Raw genomic sequence first — 17,775 nt, 5'->3', positions numbered from 1 at the left:
ACGATGCCAGGGCGTTGCCCGTAGGCCTGATAAGCGCAGCGCCATCAGGCAAAAAAATGCCGGAGATTAACTCCGGCATTTTTGTATCAGCCAAATATCGGCAACAGCAGGTACAGCTTAATCACCAGCGCGTTGACGATGTCGATAAAGAACGCCCCCACCATCGGCACCACCAGGAAAGCCATATGCGATGGGCCAAAACGGTCGGTAATCGCCTGCATATTGGCAATCGCCGTCGGCGTCGCGCCAAGCCCGAACCCGCAATGACCGGCTGCCAGCACGGCGGCATCATAGTTCTTGCCCATCATCCGGTAAGTCACAAACACCGCATACAGCGCCATCGCCACCGCCTGTACCGCCAGAATAATAATCATCGGCAGCGCCAGCGACGCCAGTTCCCACAGCTTGAGACTCATCAGCGCCATCGCGAGGAACAGCGACAGGCTGACGTTGCCCAGTACCGATACCGCGCGGTCAAACACGCGATACAGCCCAGCCAGCGCCAGGCCATTGCTGAGGATCACGCCGATAAACAGCACGCAGACGAAGGTCGGCAATTCAAACACGGTGCCTGCCAGCAGTTGCGCAACCACCTTCCCTACGGTCAGGCAGATAGCGATTAACGCAATACTTTCAATCAGCACCAGCGAGGTGATCATGCGGCCCATATCCGGCTTCTCAAACGCCGTCGGCGCCAGCTGGTCGTCCGGCGTACCGTCCGGCGAGGAAGAGTGCTTCACCAGATAACGCGCCACCGGCCCGCCGATTAGGCCGCCGAGCACCAGGCCGAAGGTTGCGCAAGCCATGGCGACCTCGGTGGCATTCGCAAAACCGTAGCGCTCAACGAACAATTTACTCCACGCCGCCCCGGTGCCGTGACCGCCGGAAAGTGTGATAGAACCGGCCAGCAGACCCATCAGCGGATCCAGCCCCAGCAGCTTCGCCATGCCGATACCGAGAGCGTTCTGCAGCAGCAGCAGGCCCACCACCACAATCAGGAAAGTGCCAAGCACTTTGCCGCCCGCCCGCAGGCTGGCAAGGTTAGCGTTAAGGCCGATAGTGGCGAAGAACGCCAGCATCAGCGGGTCCTTCAGGCTCATATCGAAATCGATTTCGATATCCATGCTTTTTTTCAAAACCAGCAGCGCCAGCGCCACCAGCAGGCCGCCGGCGACGGGTTCAGGAATGGTATATTTTTTGAGGAATGGGACGTTCTGAACGAGCTTTCGCCCTAAAAGCAACACCATGGTTGCGGCAACGAGCGTCGATAAGGTATCGAGATGCAACATAAAAAAGAGCTCCTTATGGGCGCATGATTCATTCACACGCGACGGTATTCCCGGTGTCGATTACTTCTCATCTTGAGGAGTCGAAGAGCGATTTTAAGCAGAAGTGCGCAAAAAATGACAGAAAAAGATATTTTGTATTAGCGTTGATGCGATCAAGCATACAAAATGTTAATTAATTTGTTACATCTATTCAGTGAGGATATTTTTTGCGCCAAATCGTGGCAAACGTTTGCTTTTGGTCTACAGTCCGATAAAATTCCCGCTTTGCCACCTTGGGATTGTTTGTGATGTCCGTTACGACCGCAGAGTCAGAAAATGCGCAACCGGTTGCGCATAAACCAGCCAGCGAATTAATCTATCGCCTCGAAGACCGTCCGCCGCTTCCGCAAACGCTGTTTGCCGCATTCCAGCACCTGCTGGCGATGTTTGTCGCGGTCATCACCCCGGCGCTGCTCATCTGTCAGGCGCTCGGCCTTCCGGCCGAAGATACGCAACACATCATCAGCATGTCGCTGTTCGCCTCCGGCGTGGCATCCATTATCCAGATTAAAGCCTGGGGGCCTGTAGGCTCCGGCCTGCTCTCCATCCAGGGCACCAGCTTCAACTTCGTCGCCCCGTTGATTATGGGCGGCACCGCGCTGAAAACCGGCGGCGCCGACGTGCCGACGATGATGGCCGCGCTGTTCGGCACCCTGATGCTGGCGAGCTGCACCGAAATGGTCCTCTCGCGGGTTCTGCATCTGGCGCGCCGCATTATTACGCCGCTGGTCTCCGGCGTGGTGGTGATGATTATCGGCCTGTCGCTGATTCAGGTTGGCCTGACTTCTATCGGCGGCGGCTATGCGGCGATGGCCGACCATACCTTCGGCGCGCCGAAAAACCTGCTGTTGGCGGGCATCGTGCTGGCGCTGATTATTATCCTCAACCGCCAGCGCAACCCGTACCTGCGCATCGCCTCGCTGGTGATCGCGATGGCTGCCGGTTATCTGGCGGCGTGGTTCCTCGATATGCTGCCGGCTAACACCGCGCCTACCAACAGCAGCCTGATCACTATCCCTACGCCGCTCTATTACGGCCTGGGCATCGACTGGAGCCTGCTGCTGCCGCTGATGCTGGTCTTTATGATTACCTCGCTGGAAACGATCGGCGATATCACCGCCACCTCCGACGTTTCTGAGCAACCGGTCTCCGGCCCGCTGTATATGAAACGTCTGAAAGGCGGCGTACTGGCGAACGGCCTGAACTCATTTGTTTCCGCAGTTTTCAATACCTTCCCGAACTCCTGCTTCGGCCAGAACAACGGCGTGATCCAGCTGACTGGCGTCGCCAGCCGCTATGTGGGCTTTGTGGTGGCGCTGATGCTGATTGTGCTCGGCCTGTTCCCGGCGGTAAGCGGCTTTGTGCAGCATATTCCTGAGCCGGTACTTGGCGGCGCGACGCTGGTGATGTTCGGCACCATTGCCGCATCCGGCGTGCGCATCGTCTCCCGCGAGCCGCTGAATCGCCGCGCCATTCTGATTATCGCCCTCTCTCTGGCGGTGGGTCTCGGCGTATCGCAGCAGCCGCTGATCCTGCAGTTCGCGCCGGACTGGCTGAAAAACCTGCTCTCTTCCGGTATTGCCGCTGGCGGTATCACGGCGATTGTTCTGAATTTAATCTTCCCGCCTGAGAAGAACTAAAGCATTGAAGTTGCGCTCCCCGGTATCGCCACGGCGACCAGGGAGCGCGCCGGCTGTAACATCTCTTCACCTCACTTCATCTCATTTCACTATTCCCGCCTTGAGGATTGCGCATAAATCGTGCATAACACGGTGATGTGTACTTATCAGGATGGAAGATCATGAAATTTCTTGGAAAGCTGGTTCTCTGGCTGCTGATCGCCCTGCTGGTCGTTATCGTCGCCGCTTACTTTGCGCTGCAGACCCGCTGGGGGGCGCGCCAGGCGAGCAGTTGGTTAAGCGAAAGCACCGGCTGGAAAATCGCCTTCGATAAGATGGCGCATGACTTCTCTTCTCCGCTACATCTGCAGTTGCAAAATGTCACCTTTGGCCGCGACGGCAAGCCGCCGACGCTGGTTGCCAGAACGGTGGATGTCGGTTTTAGTACCCGCCAGTTCAGCGACCCGCTGCACGCTGATGAAATCGTCCTCAGCGACGGCACGCTGAATCTCTCTCCGGCTTCCGCGGCAATGCCATTCGCCGCCGACCGCCTGCAGCTACGCGATATGGCCTTTAACAGCCCGGACAGCGAGTGGAACCTGAGCGCCCAGCGGGTGACCGGCGGCGTGATGCCGTGGCAGCCGGAAGCGGGCGATGTGCTGGGCAGGAAAGCGCAAATTCAGATGAGCGCGGGCTCGATGAATCTTAACGGCGTCGAAGCCAGCAACGTCCTGATCCAGGGTGCGATTGATAACGGCGAGGTGACCCTGAGCACCCTTGGCGCCGATATCGCGCGCGGCACGCTGACCGGCAACGCCAAACGCCGCGCCGACGGTAGCTGGCTGGTTGATAACCTGCGCCTGAATGAAATTCGTCTGCAGAGCGCCAAACCGCTGAATGAGTTCCTTGCGCCGCTCACCTCGGTGCCGTCGCTGCAGATTGGCTGGCTGGATGTGACCGATGCTCGTTTGCAGGGGCCAGGCTGGGCGGTGACCGACCTCGACCTCAACTTGCGCAATCTGACCTTGAGCCATAACGGCTGGCAGAGCGACGACGGGACGCTATCGATGAACGCCAGCGAGTTTATCTACGGTTCGCTGAACTTCCTCGATCCCATCGTTAATGCCGAATTCTCGCCGCAGGGCATTGCGCTACGCCAGTTCAGCTCCCGCTGGGAGGGCGGCATGGTGCGTACCTCCGGCAACTGGCTGCGCGCCGGTAATGCGCTGGTGCTCGACGATGCCGTCTTCGCCGGGCTGGAATATACGCTACCGTCCAACTGGAAACAGCTGTGGATGGAGCCGATGCCGGGCTGGCTGCAAAGCCTGACGCTGAAGAAATTCAGCGCCAGCCGAAATCTGATTATCGATATCGACCCAGCCTTCCCATGGCAGATCACCGCGCTGGACGGTTACGGCGGCGAATTACAGCTGGTGAAAGATGGCCAGTGGGACGTGTGGAACGGCAGCGCCACCCTCAATGCCGCCGCCGCGACCTTCAACCGCATCGACGTGCGCCGCCCGTCGCTGAAGCTGAGCGCGAACGCTTCTACGGTCAACATCAGCGAGCTGAGCGCCTTTACCGAGCGCGGTATTCTGCAGGCGACCGCCGCGGTGTCACAATTGCCGCAGCGCCAGGTCAATCTGAGCTTGAACGGCCGCGGCGTGCCGCTGAATATTCTGCAGGCCTGGGGCTGGCCTGCGCTGCCGATTAGCGGCGACGGCAATTTCCAGCTAACCGCGAACGGTAGCGTGCAGGCCAATGCGCCGCTGAAACCGAGCGTTAATGCTCAGCTCAGCGCCACCAATATGGATAAGCAGCAGGCGGCGCAGGTGATGCGCAACGGCGAGGTTAGCAACGCGCCCGCCGCGCCGCAGTAAAGTCCCCCTCCCCCCAAAACTCAGCTCTGACCGCTCCCTCTCCCTAAAAGGGAGAGGGTTGGGGTGCGGGTCCTGAAACCTGTGCGCAATTAGCGGCTATTTGTACCTATTTCCCGCAACAGGTTCCTTTCAAATATCAGAATTGCTATAACCAAAATACTGGAAGTTGATAAAAATAATGCTCCCCTGTACCTACAAAAATAAAAGGAACAACCATGTCTGTAATACGTCAACGTATTCTGGAGAATATGCAAAAATTCTCCAGAGCCATGATCGGCGCAGTATTGTTCTTGCCGGTCATTGGATTAATTCTGGCTCTCAGTTCCGTCTTAACTAACCCAACTCTTATTGCTGAAACCAGTTTCCTTCATCAATTAGGGCAACTGCTTGGCGATACCTTCTGGCCATTATTCGGCAACCTTGGATTATTGTTTTGCGTGGGAATAAGTTACGGCCTGGCAAAAGATAAAAAAACGGAGGTCGCACTTGTCTCGGTGATGTGTTTTATCATGTTTCTCGGCGCCAACCATTCATGGCTGGAACATACACATGCGGTGGCGGAAAAAATTAACGGCGAATATTACGGCACCGGACAAACGCAGTTATTAGGCTTTGTGGTCGTCGATATGGGAGTATTCCTCGGAATCATCCTTGGCTGCACCATTGCCTGGGTACATAATAAAGTCTCCAATATTGAGCTGCCCGGCGCGCTATCGATGTACGGCGGGGCGAAGCTGACGCTGGTCGCCATGACGCCGGTCATTATCTGCTACGCCATTGCTTTTACCTGGATTTGGCCGTTTATGACCCACGGCATTAGCGCCCTGACCGGGTTTATGAAGAATGCCGGCGTTGCGGGAGTGTTCGTCTACGGCTTCTTTGAAAAATTCCTTATTCCCACCGGCTTGCACCATTTCGTGTGGTCGCCTTTCCAGCTTACACAAATCGGCGGCACGCTGAATGTCGATGGCCAGGTCGTCTCCGGCACCCAGGCGATTTTCCTCGCCTATATGCGCCATCCCGATCTGACGCCGGTGATGAACGACGCATTACGTTTCTCGCAACAGGGGATGACCACCATCTTTGGCCTGGCGGGCGCATCGCTGGCGTTTTATCACACCGCGAAGCCGGAGAAGAAAGCGATGGCGAAGGCGATTCTACTGCCGGCGATTATCACCTCGATGCTGACCGGCATCACCGAACCCATTGAGTTCACCTTCTTATTTGTCTCGCCGCTGCTATGGGTGATCCATGCGACGTTAACCGCTGCTTCACAGGCAATTTGCGACATCTTCACCGTGCGGCCGTGGGGCGCCTCCGGCCTGATTGAGTTTCTGATCTACAACCTACCGCTGCCGGTGTCGTTAACCCGCTGGCCGGGGTACGTGCTGATCGGTATTGGTCAATTTATCGTTTATTACGCGATATTCCGCACGCTGGTGGTGAAGTTAAATCTGAAAACGCCGGGCCGCGAGGATGACGATAACGTCAAGTTATACAGTAAGGCGGACTACCGTAAAAAAGTCAGCGGCCCGCAGTCGATGACGGATGAAATTATTAATGGCTTAGGCGGTAAAGCCAATATTATCTCCGTTGATAACTGTTTCACACGCCTGCGGGTGGCCGTCCATAATATGGCATTAGTTGATGATGAAATATTAAAAAGCACTGGCGCAAATGGCGTAGTACGCAATCGTAATGAAGTTCAGGTTATTTATGGCGTCAAAGTCGGGCAAGTCCGTTCCCGGGTTGATAGCTGGCTAGCAGAAAATTAATTGGGAGTGATGTATGAAATTAACCGTATTAGGCGGGGGCGGTGTACGCTCTGCATTTCTGGCGAAGTCGCTGGCTTATAACGCGCACCGCATTGGTTTAACGGAAGTGGTATTTCAGGATAGCTCAGCAGATAATTTATCGCTATTTGGTGAAATCGCCCGCTATGTATTTAATACCATTCGCCCGGATATTCATTTTACTACCACCAGCGATCCGGTTGCCGCGCTGCAGGGTACCCATTATGTGATTACCACGCTGCGCGTCGGCGGCGATGAGAGCCGCATCCGCGACGAGCGGATTGCGCTGGAGCATAACACGCTGGGCCAGGAGACCACCGGCGCGGGCGGTTTTGCCATGGCGATGCGCTCGATCCCGGCGATCCTGCGCTACTGTCGGCTGATCGAGGAACATGCCGACAAAGACGCGATCCTGTTTAACTTTACCAATCCGTCCGGGCTGGTCACCGAGGCGATTATCAAATCCGGTTTCAAACGCCGGGTATACGGGATTTGCGATGCGCCGTCGGAGCTGATTCGCGAACTGCCGGAGATCCTCGGCTGCGACCCGCACGACCTGAGCGTGGAATGCTACGGCTTAAACCACTTTTCCTGGTTTACGCACTTCACCGTGCGCGGGGAAGATGTTACCGCGCAGCTGGTCGCCAACCCGGATTTGTACCGTAAAACGGCGATGCAGTACTTCTCGCCGGAGCTGGTGAAACTGTGCGATAACCAGTTGCTCAACGAGTATCTCTATTACTACTACTATCGCGAAGTGGCGCTACGGGCGATTCAACAGGCGCCGGAGACCCGCGGCGAGCAGATTGCACGTATCAACCACGATATGCGTCAGGAGCTCAGCGGCGTGGATGTTAAAGCGGATCCGCAGGCGGCCTTTACCATCTGGATGAAACACTACCTGCGCCGCGAAAACAGCTATATGCAGAACGAGTCGCAGCAGGAAAAATTCCATACCCGCGAGCCGTTAACGCTGCGGCAGTTTATCGAAGAGCCGGATACCGGCGGCTACGCCGGGGTGGCGCTGGATATTCTGGAGGCGGTCAACAGCACCACCACCAAACGCATCGTGGTGTCGATACAGAATAACGGCACGCTCGATTTTTTACGCCCCGACGATGTAATTGAAATCAGCTGCGATCTGAGCAAGGAGGGTCTTAAGCCGGTGACGCCGGTTAACGTGCCGACGGCGCAGAAAAATATGATTGCCAGCGTGAAGGAGTATGAGCGGCTGGCGGTGGCAGCAATTCTACAGCAGGACAAATCGCTGGCGGTACAGGCGTTGATGGCTCATCCGCTGGTCGGTTCATATTCGCTGGCGAAGAGGCTGGTTGCGGCCTATCTCGACGATGAACAGTTCGCCGGGTGGCGGTAACGAGTTCACGCTCGATTGAGTAGCCCGGATAAAGCGCCAGCCGCTATCCGGGCACTTCCCCCGCTCGCGCTACGCTTAGCGGGGCTACCTATTGCTACGTACGCTGGTAAACCACATTTTTAACAGCCGCTCAAAGCCCAATATACAGTAGCCAAAAAACGGGTTGCTCCAGTAAATATCATCGTCGAACTTCTGCGGGTCATGAATAATAAACGCCGTATTCGCGGCCTGCGCCAGCGGGCTTTGATAATCGCCGGTAAAGCAAACCAGGTTTATCTCCTTGCCTTCCAGCGCCTTAACCCAATTTAACGCCGAACTGCTGCGTCCGGATTTAGAAATGATCCAGATAGAATCAAAGCGGGCAGCGTTTTTTTGTTCAAGGATTTCGTAATCGGGCCACAGCGCCAGGCTGGCGTTAACGCCGGTGACGAGAAACTTATTATAAATATACTGGGCGATCAGCTGCGAAAAGCCGCTGCCGTGGATCAAAATACGCTGCTGCTCAAGGCCTGCCAGCAGCGGCGTCAGCGCTTCTGCCGGCTGAATGCTCATATAATCGATATCGTTGGTGACATCGAGCTTTGGCATGGTGATATTGAACTTGATGAAATAGACCAGCTCCAGCCAGCCGCTGAACTTAAGCTTCTTCGCCAGCCGCACCAGCGAAGAAGGATTACTGTAGCAGCGCTCCGCGACGGTGCGGATCCCTTCGCGGATACACAGCTGCGGGTCATTCTGAATAAAACGCAGCACGGTCATTTCGGTTTTACTCAACTTCACGTCACGAAAGATATTTTCTAAGTCCATTACGGGCTCCTCTCAGCGGCAGATTACGCTACCACCGGAGGGCAAATCGGTCTGTGGGATGAGTCACCAGAATGAAATGAACGTTACGAATTGTGCAATAAATGGAATAAAAAAAACCTCGCCGCTGGCGGAGAGGGTTGTATTAACTTACAGCGTAATCGTCAGCGCATTACCCTCAGCGCTCACTACCACGCCCCGTTCGCTGCCGGCCTGAGTCCCACCCTGCACACCCGCTATCCGCGGGATATTACGCAGACACAGCGTCCAGCCGCGGGCTTCGCCTTCGCCGCTCACGGCGATGGTGTTCCCCTGGCGCTTCGCCTTCAGGGTGAAAATCACGGAACCGTCGGCCGCCGGAACCTGGCACAGCGCTTCGCGGCCATCGTCGAGCTGGAACAGCTGGAAGGCGGTGCCTTCATGCCAGGTATAATCGGGTTTCTGGTCGTTGTTGCCCAGCGCCAGCAGGGTGTTGTCGCGAACGTAGACCGGCAGGCTCAGCGCATCGTGATGCTGCTTATGCCAGCGGCTACCCGGCAATTCATCGTTATGCCACAGATGCGTCCAGCGCCCTTCCGGCAGATAAAACTGCACCTCGCCCGCCTCAGAGAACACCGGCGCCACCAGGACCGAATCGCCGAGCATATACTGACGGTCGAGATAGTCGCAGGCCGGATCGTCCGGGAATTCGAGCATCATCGAGCGCAGCATCGGAGTGCCGAACTCGTGGGCCAGCGCCGCCTGGCGATAGAGATACGGCATCATGCGGCATTTCAGCTGCGTAAAATGACGCACCACGTCACAGGACTCATCGTCGTAGGCCCACGGCACACGGTAGGATTTACTGCCGTGCAGGCGGCTGTGGCTGGAGAGCAGGCCAAAGGCGCACCAGCGTTTATAAACGTGGGCCGGCGCGGTGTTTTCGAAACCGCCGATATCGTGGCTCCAGAAACCGAAGCCGGACATGCCGATCGACAGCCCGCCGCGCAGGCTTTCCGCCATCGATTCGTAGTTGGCATAGCAGTCGCCGCCCCAGTGCACCGGGAACTGCTGCGCGCCCACCGAGGCGGAGCGGGCGAACAGCACCGCCTCCTGCTCGCCGACGGTCTCTTTCAGCACCTTCCACACCAGCTCGTTATAGATGAATGCGTAGTGGTTGTGCATTTTCTGCGGATCGGAACCGTCAAACCACTGCACGTCGGTCGGGATACGCTCGCCGAAGTCGGTCTTGAAGCAATCGACCCCCATCGCTACCAGACCTTTTAACTTGCTGGCGTACCACTGGCAGGCTTCCGGGTTGGTGAAGTCATAAATCGCCAGCCCCGGCTGCCACTTATCCCACTGCCACAGCGAACCGTCCGGGCGCTTAAGCAGATAGCCCTTCTCTTTCAGCTCCTTGAACACCGGCGAGCGCTGGCCGATGTACGGGTTGATCCACACGCAGACCTTCAGCCCTTTCGCCTTCAGGCGCTTGATCATCCCTTCCGGGTCCGGGAAAGTTAGCGGATCCCATTCAAAATCGCACCACTGGAAGGCCTTCATCCAGAAGCAGTCGAAGTGGAAGACGTGCAGCGGCAGATGGCGCTCGGCCATGCCGTCGATAAAGCTATTTACCGTCGCTTCGTCATAGTTGGTAGTGAACGAGGTCGTCAGCCACAGACCGAACGACCATGCCGGCGGCAGCGCCGGGCGGCCGGTGAACTGCGTATAGCGGTTAAGCACCGCTTTCGGCGTCGGGCCGTCGATCACGAAGTACTCGAGATATTCGCCTTCAACGCTGAACTGGACTTTAGAGACTTTCTCCGAGCCCACCTCGAAGGAGACGCGCTGCGGGTGATTCACCAGCACGCCGTAGCCGCGGTTGGTCAGGTAGAACGGAATGTTTTTGTAGGATTGCTCAGTGCTGGTGCCGCCGTCTTCGTTCCAGGTTTCTACCGTCTGGCCGTTGCGCACCAGCGCGGTAAAGCGCTCGCCGAGGCCGTAGACGGTTTCGCCGACGCCGAGGTCGAGGCGCTCGAACATGTAGTTGCGTTGGGTCTTGCTATCCTGCACGTAGCCGTTGTTTTTCAGCTGGCTACCGGTGATACGCACGCCGTCGCGCAGAAAATCCAGCGACCAGAATTCGCCTTTAGTCACCCGCACGCTGAGGCTGCCGCTTTTCAGCTCGGCGAACTCTGCCGTATTTTCTATTTCGACATGGACGTCTTTCTGCACGCTCAGCGGATAGTGCGGACCGTTATCCAGCGCGCCCTGAAAGTGCTCCATGCGCACGCCGATTATCCCTTCCTGAGGCGAGAAAAAGCGCAGGGTGAACAATGGCGTATCCAGCTGCCAGGCGCGTTCGCGGACATCGCGCGGCGCGGCATAAACCACCATTTCATTCCCCTGCTGCTCCACCTCGTAAACCTGTACGGGTTGGATCAGGTTGAGCCCTGGTTGAATGAGCCAGTTTCCATCACTGATTTTCATTAAAACGTCCTCTTAGTTTTGCCATTCTTTGTCGATCGGGGCTGCCGTGAATTCTTGTTCGTTGCGACGCGCGCCCTGGGCCAGCTCGGCCATCATTTTTTTCAGGAACGGCGTTTTTAGCGTGTAGTAGCGTTTGGCGATTACCGCGCTCAGCAGGTAGCACACCGCCGGAACGAGGGTGAACAAGGCGATAATGATGGTGAGGGTGGCGCTGTTCTGGGTTTTAGCGGCGGCGTCATAGCCGCCGCCGGCCAGCATCCAGCCGATCAGCGCGCCGCCCAGCGCCAGCCCCAACTTGAGCACAAACAGGGTGCCGGCGAAGCTGATGCCGGTCAGGCGTTTGCCGTTGCACCATTCGCCGTAGTCGACGGTGTCGGACATCATCACCCACTGGATTGGCGTCACCAGCTGGTGCAGTACGCCAATGACGAAGATAAAGGCAAACATGGTGATTTCGGCGTCCATCGGTACGAAGAACATCGCCACGCTGAGCACCGCCAGGAGGGCGTTAGTCCACCAGAAGACGCTGACTTTGCATTTCCAATCGGTCAGCGGCTTCGCCAGCGCCGAGCCAATCAGGTTGCCGACGCAGTAGGTGGTGAGGAAGACGGTGAACAGCGCCGCCGAGCCCATGATCCAGGTGGTGTAGTACATCATCGCGCCACCGCGAACGCAGACCGCGAGGATATTGAGGATGGTGAGCACGCCGACCACCCGCCACTGGTCATTGCGCCAGATATCGCGCAGGTCTTCACGCATCGAGGTACTGCTCGGCGGCGCTTCGACACGCTCTTTGGTGGTGAAAAAACAGAAGGCCAGCATCAGGAAGGCGACCACCGAGAGCACCGCAATGCCACCCTGGAAGCCCAGCGCTTTATTTTCGCCGCCGATAAAGTTGACCAGCGGCATCATCAGCACGGTGGAGAGCATGCCCCCCGCCGTCGCCAGCACGAAGCGCCAGGACTGCAGCGAGATGCGCTGCGTCGGGTTATCGGTGATCACGCCGCCGAGCGCGCAGTAGGGGATATTCACCACGGTGTAGAGCAGGGTCAGCAGCGTGTAGGTCACGGCGGCGTAGATCAGCTTGCCGTTGTGGCTTAAATCCGGCGAACTGTAGGCCAGTACGCAGACGAGACCGAACGGAATAGCGCCGAAGAGTATCCACGGGCGGAACTTACCCCAGCGGCTGCGGGTACGGTCGGCAAGCAGGCCCATGCACGGGTCGGAAATCGCATCCAGCGCCCGCGCCAGCAGGAACATGGTGCCGACAAATCCGGCGGGGATACCGAAAATATCGGTGTAGAAAAACATCATGTATAACATGACGTTATCAAAAATAATGTGGCTGGCGGCGTCACCCATACCGTAGCCGATTTTCTCTTTGACGGACAGAATATGATCTTTCATTTGCGCACTATTCCCTTAGCGGCACCGCGGATTGGTACCGGTTACGGTTTTTTTAAACCTTTGGCGCGGTAAGATGAATTGCGATATCTCGTTATCAAATTACGTTTCTTGTTTTCTGTGATCGCGGTAGCCCGAAAGAGTGTGAAAAAGTGTAACCCATGGATTTTGAACGGATTTGTCTCAGACTGTTCTGCAAAGTCCAGTTTTAACAGTAAAAAAGTGCGTTTAGGTATGTGGTAAATGCCTGAAAGTAGCTATAATGCGCCCGCCTCCATGTAGCAATCGAGGCGCGGAAGATCGTCATCTCCGGTGAGGTGGCTGGACTTCAAATCCAGTTGGGGCCGCCAGCGGTCCCGGGCAGGTTCAACTCCTGTGATCTTCCGCCAAAGTTTCTCTCCAAGCTCATCCGAAGACTTCTAAAAAACTTCTTTTCAATAAATACAGTGGATTGTTCATTCGTAACAGTCTGACAAAATCTCCGTGAATACATGGAAAAATGTATAGAACGAATATACATTCTTGATTTATTCACATCGCACAATGGTTACAAGCATATGCTGAGCCTGAAAATGTTGGGGCTGGTGCTGCCGATGATGCTGAAAAAGTATGGGATGAACTACGTGAAGCGGTACATCAATAGGGAACAGACCAACCTGATGCTCAGGGAGGACAGCATCGGCGATTGACTTCTGGCATATGATGAATCAACAGCGACATAACCCACTCAGACCGACGACCGCCGGCCTTTTCTGCCTGACTAGTCCCGCGATGCTAACAATCGACTATTCACCACTGACTGTCTAAAAAAATCTTAACATTTTGAAAATTTTACATAAAATAGTAATCTAAACAGTTAAAAACAAAAAACGTTCAGAGTGACTCCTGTGCGACTGAAGCGAGCAGAAGTCAGTCTAAGATGATTGCGCATTCAATGAAAAATCTAAATATCACATTGATATATATAGTATTAATTCATATCAGCCGACCTATCATTACTCATCAAAAATTTAAAATTCTCTAATAATGTTGAGAGGATCAGGGAAATCAAGCTAATCTTAACGTTTACTAATGCTGATTTTTGGCTAAAGGTGCAGAATGAGATTGATGTTAAAATGATGAATAATAAAAATATTGGACAATTATTTACAAGCCAAGCTATCAATGCCGTTGCAGATGGTGATTTTTCGTTACTTCACGAATTGGCGTCGACTGCTCTAACCCCTAAATTTTTCCCTATTAAGGTTTCCGAAATATTCGAGATAGCTTTTAAAAAACTGTCTCACGAATATAAATCAGAGTATTTTTTCAAAAATATTATAGTAAACGAAGTGTTTTTGAAAAAACATAAAAAAAATGAAGCGGTAATGCTCTCTGAATTTAGAGTTGGTACAAACAAAGCAGATTGTGTAATATTAAATGGATTATCGACTTGCTATGAGATAAAAACAGAGCTAGATAATTTAAAAAGATTACCAGAACAATTAGATTCCTATACTAATTTATTTGATAAGGTATATGTCGTAGCGGCTAAGACTCATATAGAAAAAATCAAGCTTATAATTCCAGAAACTGTTGGCATCATTGAACTAACAGAAAAAAATAAGTTGGATGAAATAAAACCTGCATCAATCATCGATTCGGAAATTAATCCGAAATTAATGATTAGTTCTATGCGAATTGCAGAGTATAAACATATGGCCGAAAAAATATCTGGGGTGAGAATCGACCTCCCAAACATGGATGTATATTCTTTTTGCCTAGAAATATTCGAGAACATAGACTCTCAAACTCTAAGAAAGCACTTCCGTGACTCACTCAAGATACATAGAGCAAACAACATTAGCTTTATTAATACGTTACCTAGATCACTAAAATCATCAGCAATTAGTTTTAGTATTAATCAGTCTCGTCAGAGATCACTGACCAAAATACTATCAAGCTACATTGAAAAGGATGATATATGTACTTCCCTTTGCTCAGAGGTAAACAGTTCGAGTTTACAGCGTTAAGAGAACTATCGGCTATTGTGCCCAATAGCCTTTTTAAACCAGTTATTGAGCCCGTAAGAGAAAACACAAAGCAGCTCGAAACTACGATTAACTCATTGAACAAAAACAATATTACGCCACTTATTATTGTCAATTCGGAGATAGGAGAACTCAAAGGAAAGACTGATCAATTCATTAATGAACTATATAAAATCAAAGGCATATCATTCACCCCTTGTATTAAATATATAGATAACATTCGAGAGTTTGATAGATTAAATGGTCTTATAAAGGGAGAAAAAGCATCATATGTTGAAAGTGGTGTCACCCGAGATTTGGTATCTCGCTTAAAAACATTTACAATTAATATTATTCCTGAAGGATCACCTAACATTGTGCTACAGCAATTATCAAACATTGTCTTGATGGATGACCCGTTTAAAAAGAAAAAAAGGAATGCTGATTATCCATCAAATTCATATTTCTCAGATTTGCATGTCCGTTATAAAGGTGTCCACAATTCAGTAATTGGTTTTGGAGATTTCAATATTGCGGGTTCAGATTATGCAGAATCTGGCGGCCCTGCATACGTGGTGACAATTCATGCTAGCTATTTGGATAGTGATGAATTTGATGCAATGTCCGTTAAACATTTTTCATCAATCGATGATGGCACACCCTCGAATCCATCAGGAAAATTCCAGCAAGCTTTAGAAAAGCTTATCGTGCATGATCAAACTTATCCCGGTTTCTTTGATAACACATTAGGCCTACGTGAGTTTAAAGCACTTCATTCACGTAGACATTACCCTGGGCTTGGCCAAGTCAAGCAATTTTCGATGGAACACCATATTGAAACAATCTGCAATTTCATCGCAATCTAGTTTTTCCATATGTATATAGAAGTGTATAATATGGCGGTTACCCCCTGATAAAACCATATATATTAGTTGGATACCCGCCAATATCGGTTCCTGTATTCTTCCGTAAATACTTTTATATATATGACTAACTATTCCATAAACAGGCCATATGGATTTAGATAACCTACGAGTTCTGGAATTTTCTTATATTGTGAAGTATTTAACGACCATCGTAATGCCGAATAACCAGCCATAATACGATGGCCTACCCATCTCTCATCAATTAGCTTGAATCCACTAGGTTTGTTTAAAAGAAGCAGACTACCCATGAACTTTAACCATTCATCATTACTGACCAGCCTATTGCCATATGCATGGTAAGATCTCCCGCTATTATAAATATTAAATGATAAATTCCAATGAGATGCCAAATCACGCAAGACACTGCTATCAATAATACCTCGATCGACATTACCGAAATCTATCAAAGGGAGATGATATTGTTTCCCGAAATCAAAAATCTGTGAATGAAAAGCAAGCTCTTCCCCTTGACCTAAGCTATTTATTATATTCATCAAATTTTCATCATTCAAATACCAACTATTCACAGTAAAGACATTTCTTTCGTCTATGAAACTCTGCGGCAAGTATGTATATTTGCTGAATGTAAAGGAAGAACTATTAGATATATAACCCTCATTAACATGTTCAGATAAAACCCGTCTGACCCATGAAACAGGATGCCTATGAGATAATTGATGCGCAGCTCTCAGATAATTCATCACATCACCTTTATGCCCTTTAACATCTGATACATATCCATTGCAAATTGATCTGTCATTCCCGACACAAAATCTACAATGAGATGCACCCGAAGAAGCCACTCTCTTTTTTCATCAATACTTTTTAGTTTATCAGAGACTGCGGTTTCAGAAAAGTCAGGATGATTTATAGGCAGATTGATTACAGATGTTTTATATGCATTTAAGTGCTTTGATGGTAATCTATTAAAAAGCCGTCTTTGTATATCTAAATCTTTCTTTCTTATATTTTTATTATCTTTGTTAATTAACAGGGAAAAATCATCTTTTGTCAAACATAATAACTTAATATATTCATCTAAGATCCCTTTAATTATATAAAAACCAGATAACTCCATCCTTTCAGCTTCATCAGAGGTAAAAAGATTTTTTGATGTATAGTCTTTTAGTATTTTTAATAGTTGGAATTAAAAATCACCTTCGGCAATCAGTTCATTATTATACTCAAAATTAACAAAGCGCTCATAGTTATAAACAAAACGATTTGAGACGCTTTCAACCAGAAAGTTTGATAGTCGTGTTTTAAAAGCTAGAAAGTTACCTATCGGTGACGAGTTGTCTTTACTCAAGCTATATATAAGTTCATCGCAGATTGTTTTATTTTTCTTAAAATCAATTTTGAGATGCTCTAAACCATCGATTGTAAATTGCTTGAAATTCTCAAAAACTATTATTTGCTTTTCTAATCCATCCTCAATATCACTAATACAATAGGATATATCATCAGATGCTTCCATTAAAAATCCTAAAGGATGGCGAGAATGTTCAGGCATCCCCAAATTGTCCCAAGCAGATTTTATTATTTCCTTCTCGCTACAAAAATATCCAATTTTTTTGCAGAAAGCTTTGTCATTTCTCTTATCCTCTGGGCTACATGTATATTTAAGAAACACAGATAACTGCGTATAGGTCAGATTTAATCCATAAAAACCATCATCTCCTTGTAGCCTAGTAATAACCCTAAACCCTTGCGGATTACCATCAAAATTTTGAATATCGCATAATAAATCCTTAACATCCCCCTCAGATATTTCTGAACCCAATGCCTCTTTAATAGCTTTTATAATTTCGTTAGATTTCCCCCAGTTAATTATTGCAGCTTCTCCAAAATGGCCGAAAGGAGGATTTCCAATATCATGCATTAAGCAAGCTGTTTCAACAATATTAGAAATGGATAAATTATTTTTAATCCAATAGTCTTTTATATCTGAGTGAAAATGTTTGCTTTCTGTTATTTTTTCGAATATGGCCCCAACTAAATATCTACCGATATGAGAAACCTCAATCGAGTGAGTTAGTCTTGAACGTACTGATGAATTGCTTTCTAAAGAAAAAACTTGTGCCTTTTGCTGTAATCGCCGAAATGCAGCTGAATAAATAAGTCTTGCACGATCACTTTGCGTTGCAGCCAATAAAGAATTATGATCC

The 17,775-nt window shown here is 50.9% G+C and carries 12 protein-coding genes, 1 tRNA gene and 2 pseudogenes; 8 read left to right on the top strand and 7 right to left on the bottom strand.

Annotated features, from left to right (window positions below):
- Positions 1-86: 86 nt before the first annotated feature.
- A complete protein-coding gene (gltS, locus tag ACSEMK_RS10745; RefSeq protein ID WP_015703819.1) occupies positions 87-1,289 on the bottom strand; it encodes a sodium/glutamate symporter in 1,203 nt (400 codons plus the stop codon).
- Between the two features lie 287 nt (positions 1,290-1,576).
- On the opposite strand from gltS, the gene ACSEMK_RS10740 reads away from it, so the two are divergent.
- The 4 genes from ACSEMK_RS10740 to ACSEMK_RS10725 all read left to right on the top strand — a co-directional run bounded on the left by ACSEMK_RS10740 (position 1,577) and on the right by ACSEMK_RS10725 (position 7,995).
- Positions 1,577-2,968: a nucleobase:cation symporter-2 family protein gene (locus ACSEMK_RS10740; RefSeq protein WP_015369129.1), complete on the top strand. Its 1,392-nt coding sequence runs from the start codon at positions 1,577-1,579 to the stop codon at positions 2,966-2,968.
- Between the two features lie 161 nt (positions 2,969-3,129).
- Positions 3,130-4,827, top strand: coding sequence for an AsmA family protein (locus ACSEMK_RS10735; protein ID WP_435336490.1), 1,698 nt, complete (start codon positions 3,130-3,132; stop codon positions 4,825-4,827).
- A gap of 215 nt (positions 4,828-5,042) precedes the next feature.
- Positions 5,043-6,602, top strand: a complete 1,560-nt coding sequence (locus tag ACSEMK_RS10730; RefSeq protein ID WP_045390562.1) for a PTS transporter subunit EIIC — start codon at positions 5,043-5,045, stop codon at positions 6,600-6,602.
- A gap of 13 nt (positions 6,603-6,615) precedes the next feature.
- On the top strand, positions 6,616-7,995 hold the full coding sequence (locus ACSEMK_RS10725) for a glycoside hydrolase (RefSeq protein WP_411325304.1): 1,380 nt from the start codon (positions 6,616-6,618) through the stop codon (positions 7,993-7,995).
- A gap of 84 nt (positions 7,996-8,079) precedes the next feature.
- Here the strand turns inward: ACSEMK_RS10725 and ACSEMK_RS10720 are convergent, their stop codons facing one another.
- From ACSEMK_RS10720 to ACSEMK_RS10710, 3 genes are all read right to left on the bottom strand, one after another.
- Positions 8,080-8,802 (bottom strand): MurR/RpiR family transcriptional regulator, encoded by a 723-nt coding sequence (locus ACSEMK_RS10720; protein WP_015369125.1) that lies wholly within the window; start codon positions 8,800-8,802, stop codon positions 8,080-8,082.
- Between the two features lie 147 nt (positions 8,803-8,949).
- A complete protein-coding gene (gene yicI, locus ACSEMK_RS10715; protein ID WP_430914936.1) occupies positions 8,950-11,268 on the bottom strand; it encodes an alpha-xylosidase in 2,319 nt (772 codons plus the stop codon).
- A 12-nt stretch (positions 11,269-11,280) separates the two neighbouring features.
- Positions 11,281-12,675 carry a glycoside-pentoside-hexuronide family transporter gene (locus tag ACSEMK_RS10710; RefSeq protein ID WP_047066665.1) on the bottom strand — a complete coding sequence of 465 codons (1,395 nt, stop codon included), beginning with the start codon at positions 12,673-12,675 and terminating at the stop codon, positions 11,281-11,283.
- 291 nt (positions 12,676-12,966) lie between these two features.
- Between ACSEMK_RS10710 and ACSEMK_RS10705 the strand changes: the two genes are divergently transcribed.
- From ACSEMK_RS10705 to ACSEMK_RS10690, 4 genes and pseudogenes are all read left to right on the top strand, one after another.
- A tRNA-Sec gene (locus ACSEMK_RS10705) sits at positions 12,967-13,061 on the top strand.
- A gap of 153 nt (positions 13,062-13,214) precedes the next feature.
- Positions 13,215-13,361 (top strand): annotated as a pseudogene (locus ACSEMK_RS10700) (hypothetical protein); the annotation flags it as partial.
- A gap of 426 nt (positions 13,362-13,787) precedes the next feature.
- A complete protein-coding gene (locus ACSEMK_RS10695; protein WP_316425004.1) occupies positions 13,788-14,684 on the top strand; it encodes a sce7726 family protein in 897 nt (298 codons plus the stop codon).
- Complete coding sequence (locus tag ACSEMK_RS10690; RefSeq protein WP_200782398.1) at positions 14,636-15,547, top strand: sce7725 family protein; 912 nt, start codon at positions 14,636-14,638, stop codon at positions 15,545-15,547. Before ACSEMK_RS10695 ends, ACSEMK_RS10690 begins: the two co-directional genes overlap by 49 nt.
- A gap of 128 nt (positions 15,548-15,675) precedes the next feature.
- On the opposite strand, the gene ACSEMK_RS10685 is transcribed toward ACSEMK_RS10690, so the two are convergent.
- From ACSEMK_RS10685 to dgt, 3 genes and pseudogenes are all read right to left on the bottom strand, one after another.
- Positions 15,676-16,308, bottom strand: coding sequence for a primase 1D-like protein (locus ACSEMK_RS10685; protein WP_200782396.1), 633 nt, complete (start codon positions 16,306-16,308; stop codon positions 15,676-15,678).
- The gene (locus ACSEMK_RS10680; RefSeq protein WP_430914937.1) at positions 16,308-16,685 is read right to left on the bottom strand and encodes a hypothetical protein; all 378 of its coding nucleotides are present in this window, start codon (positions 16,683-16,685) and stop codon (positions 16,308-16,310) included. Before ACSEMK_RS10680 ends, ACSEMK_RS10685 begins: the two co-directional genes overlap by 1 nt.
- A gap of 69 nt (positions 16,686-16,754) precedes the next feature.
- Positions 16,755-17,747: pseudogene (dgt, locus tag ACSEMK_RS10675) on the bottom strand (dGTP triphosphohydrolase); the annotation flags it as partial.
- Positions 17,748-17,775 lie beyond the last annotated feature (28 nt).

The sequence above is a fragment of the Klebsiella sp. K-3 genome (assembly GCF_051207495.1).
GTDB classification, from domain to species: Bacteria; Pseudomonadota; Gammaproteobacteria; order Enterobacterales; family Enterobacteriaceae; genus Klebsiella; species Klebsiella aerogenes.
The sequence above is the reverse complement of the archived record's forward strand: the minus strand, read 5'-3'. Positions and strand labels throughout refer to the sequence as shown.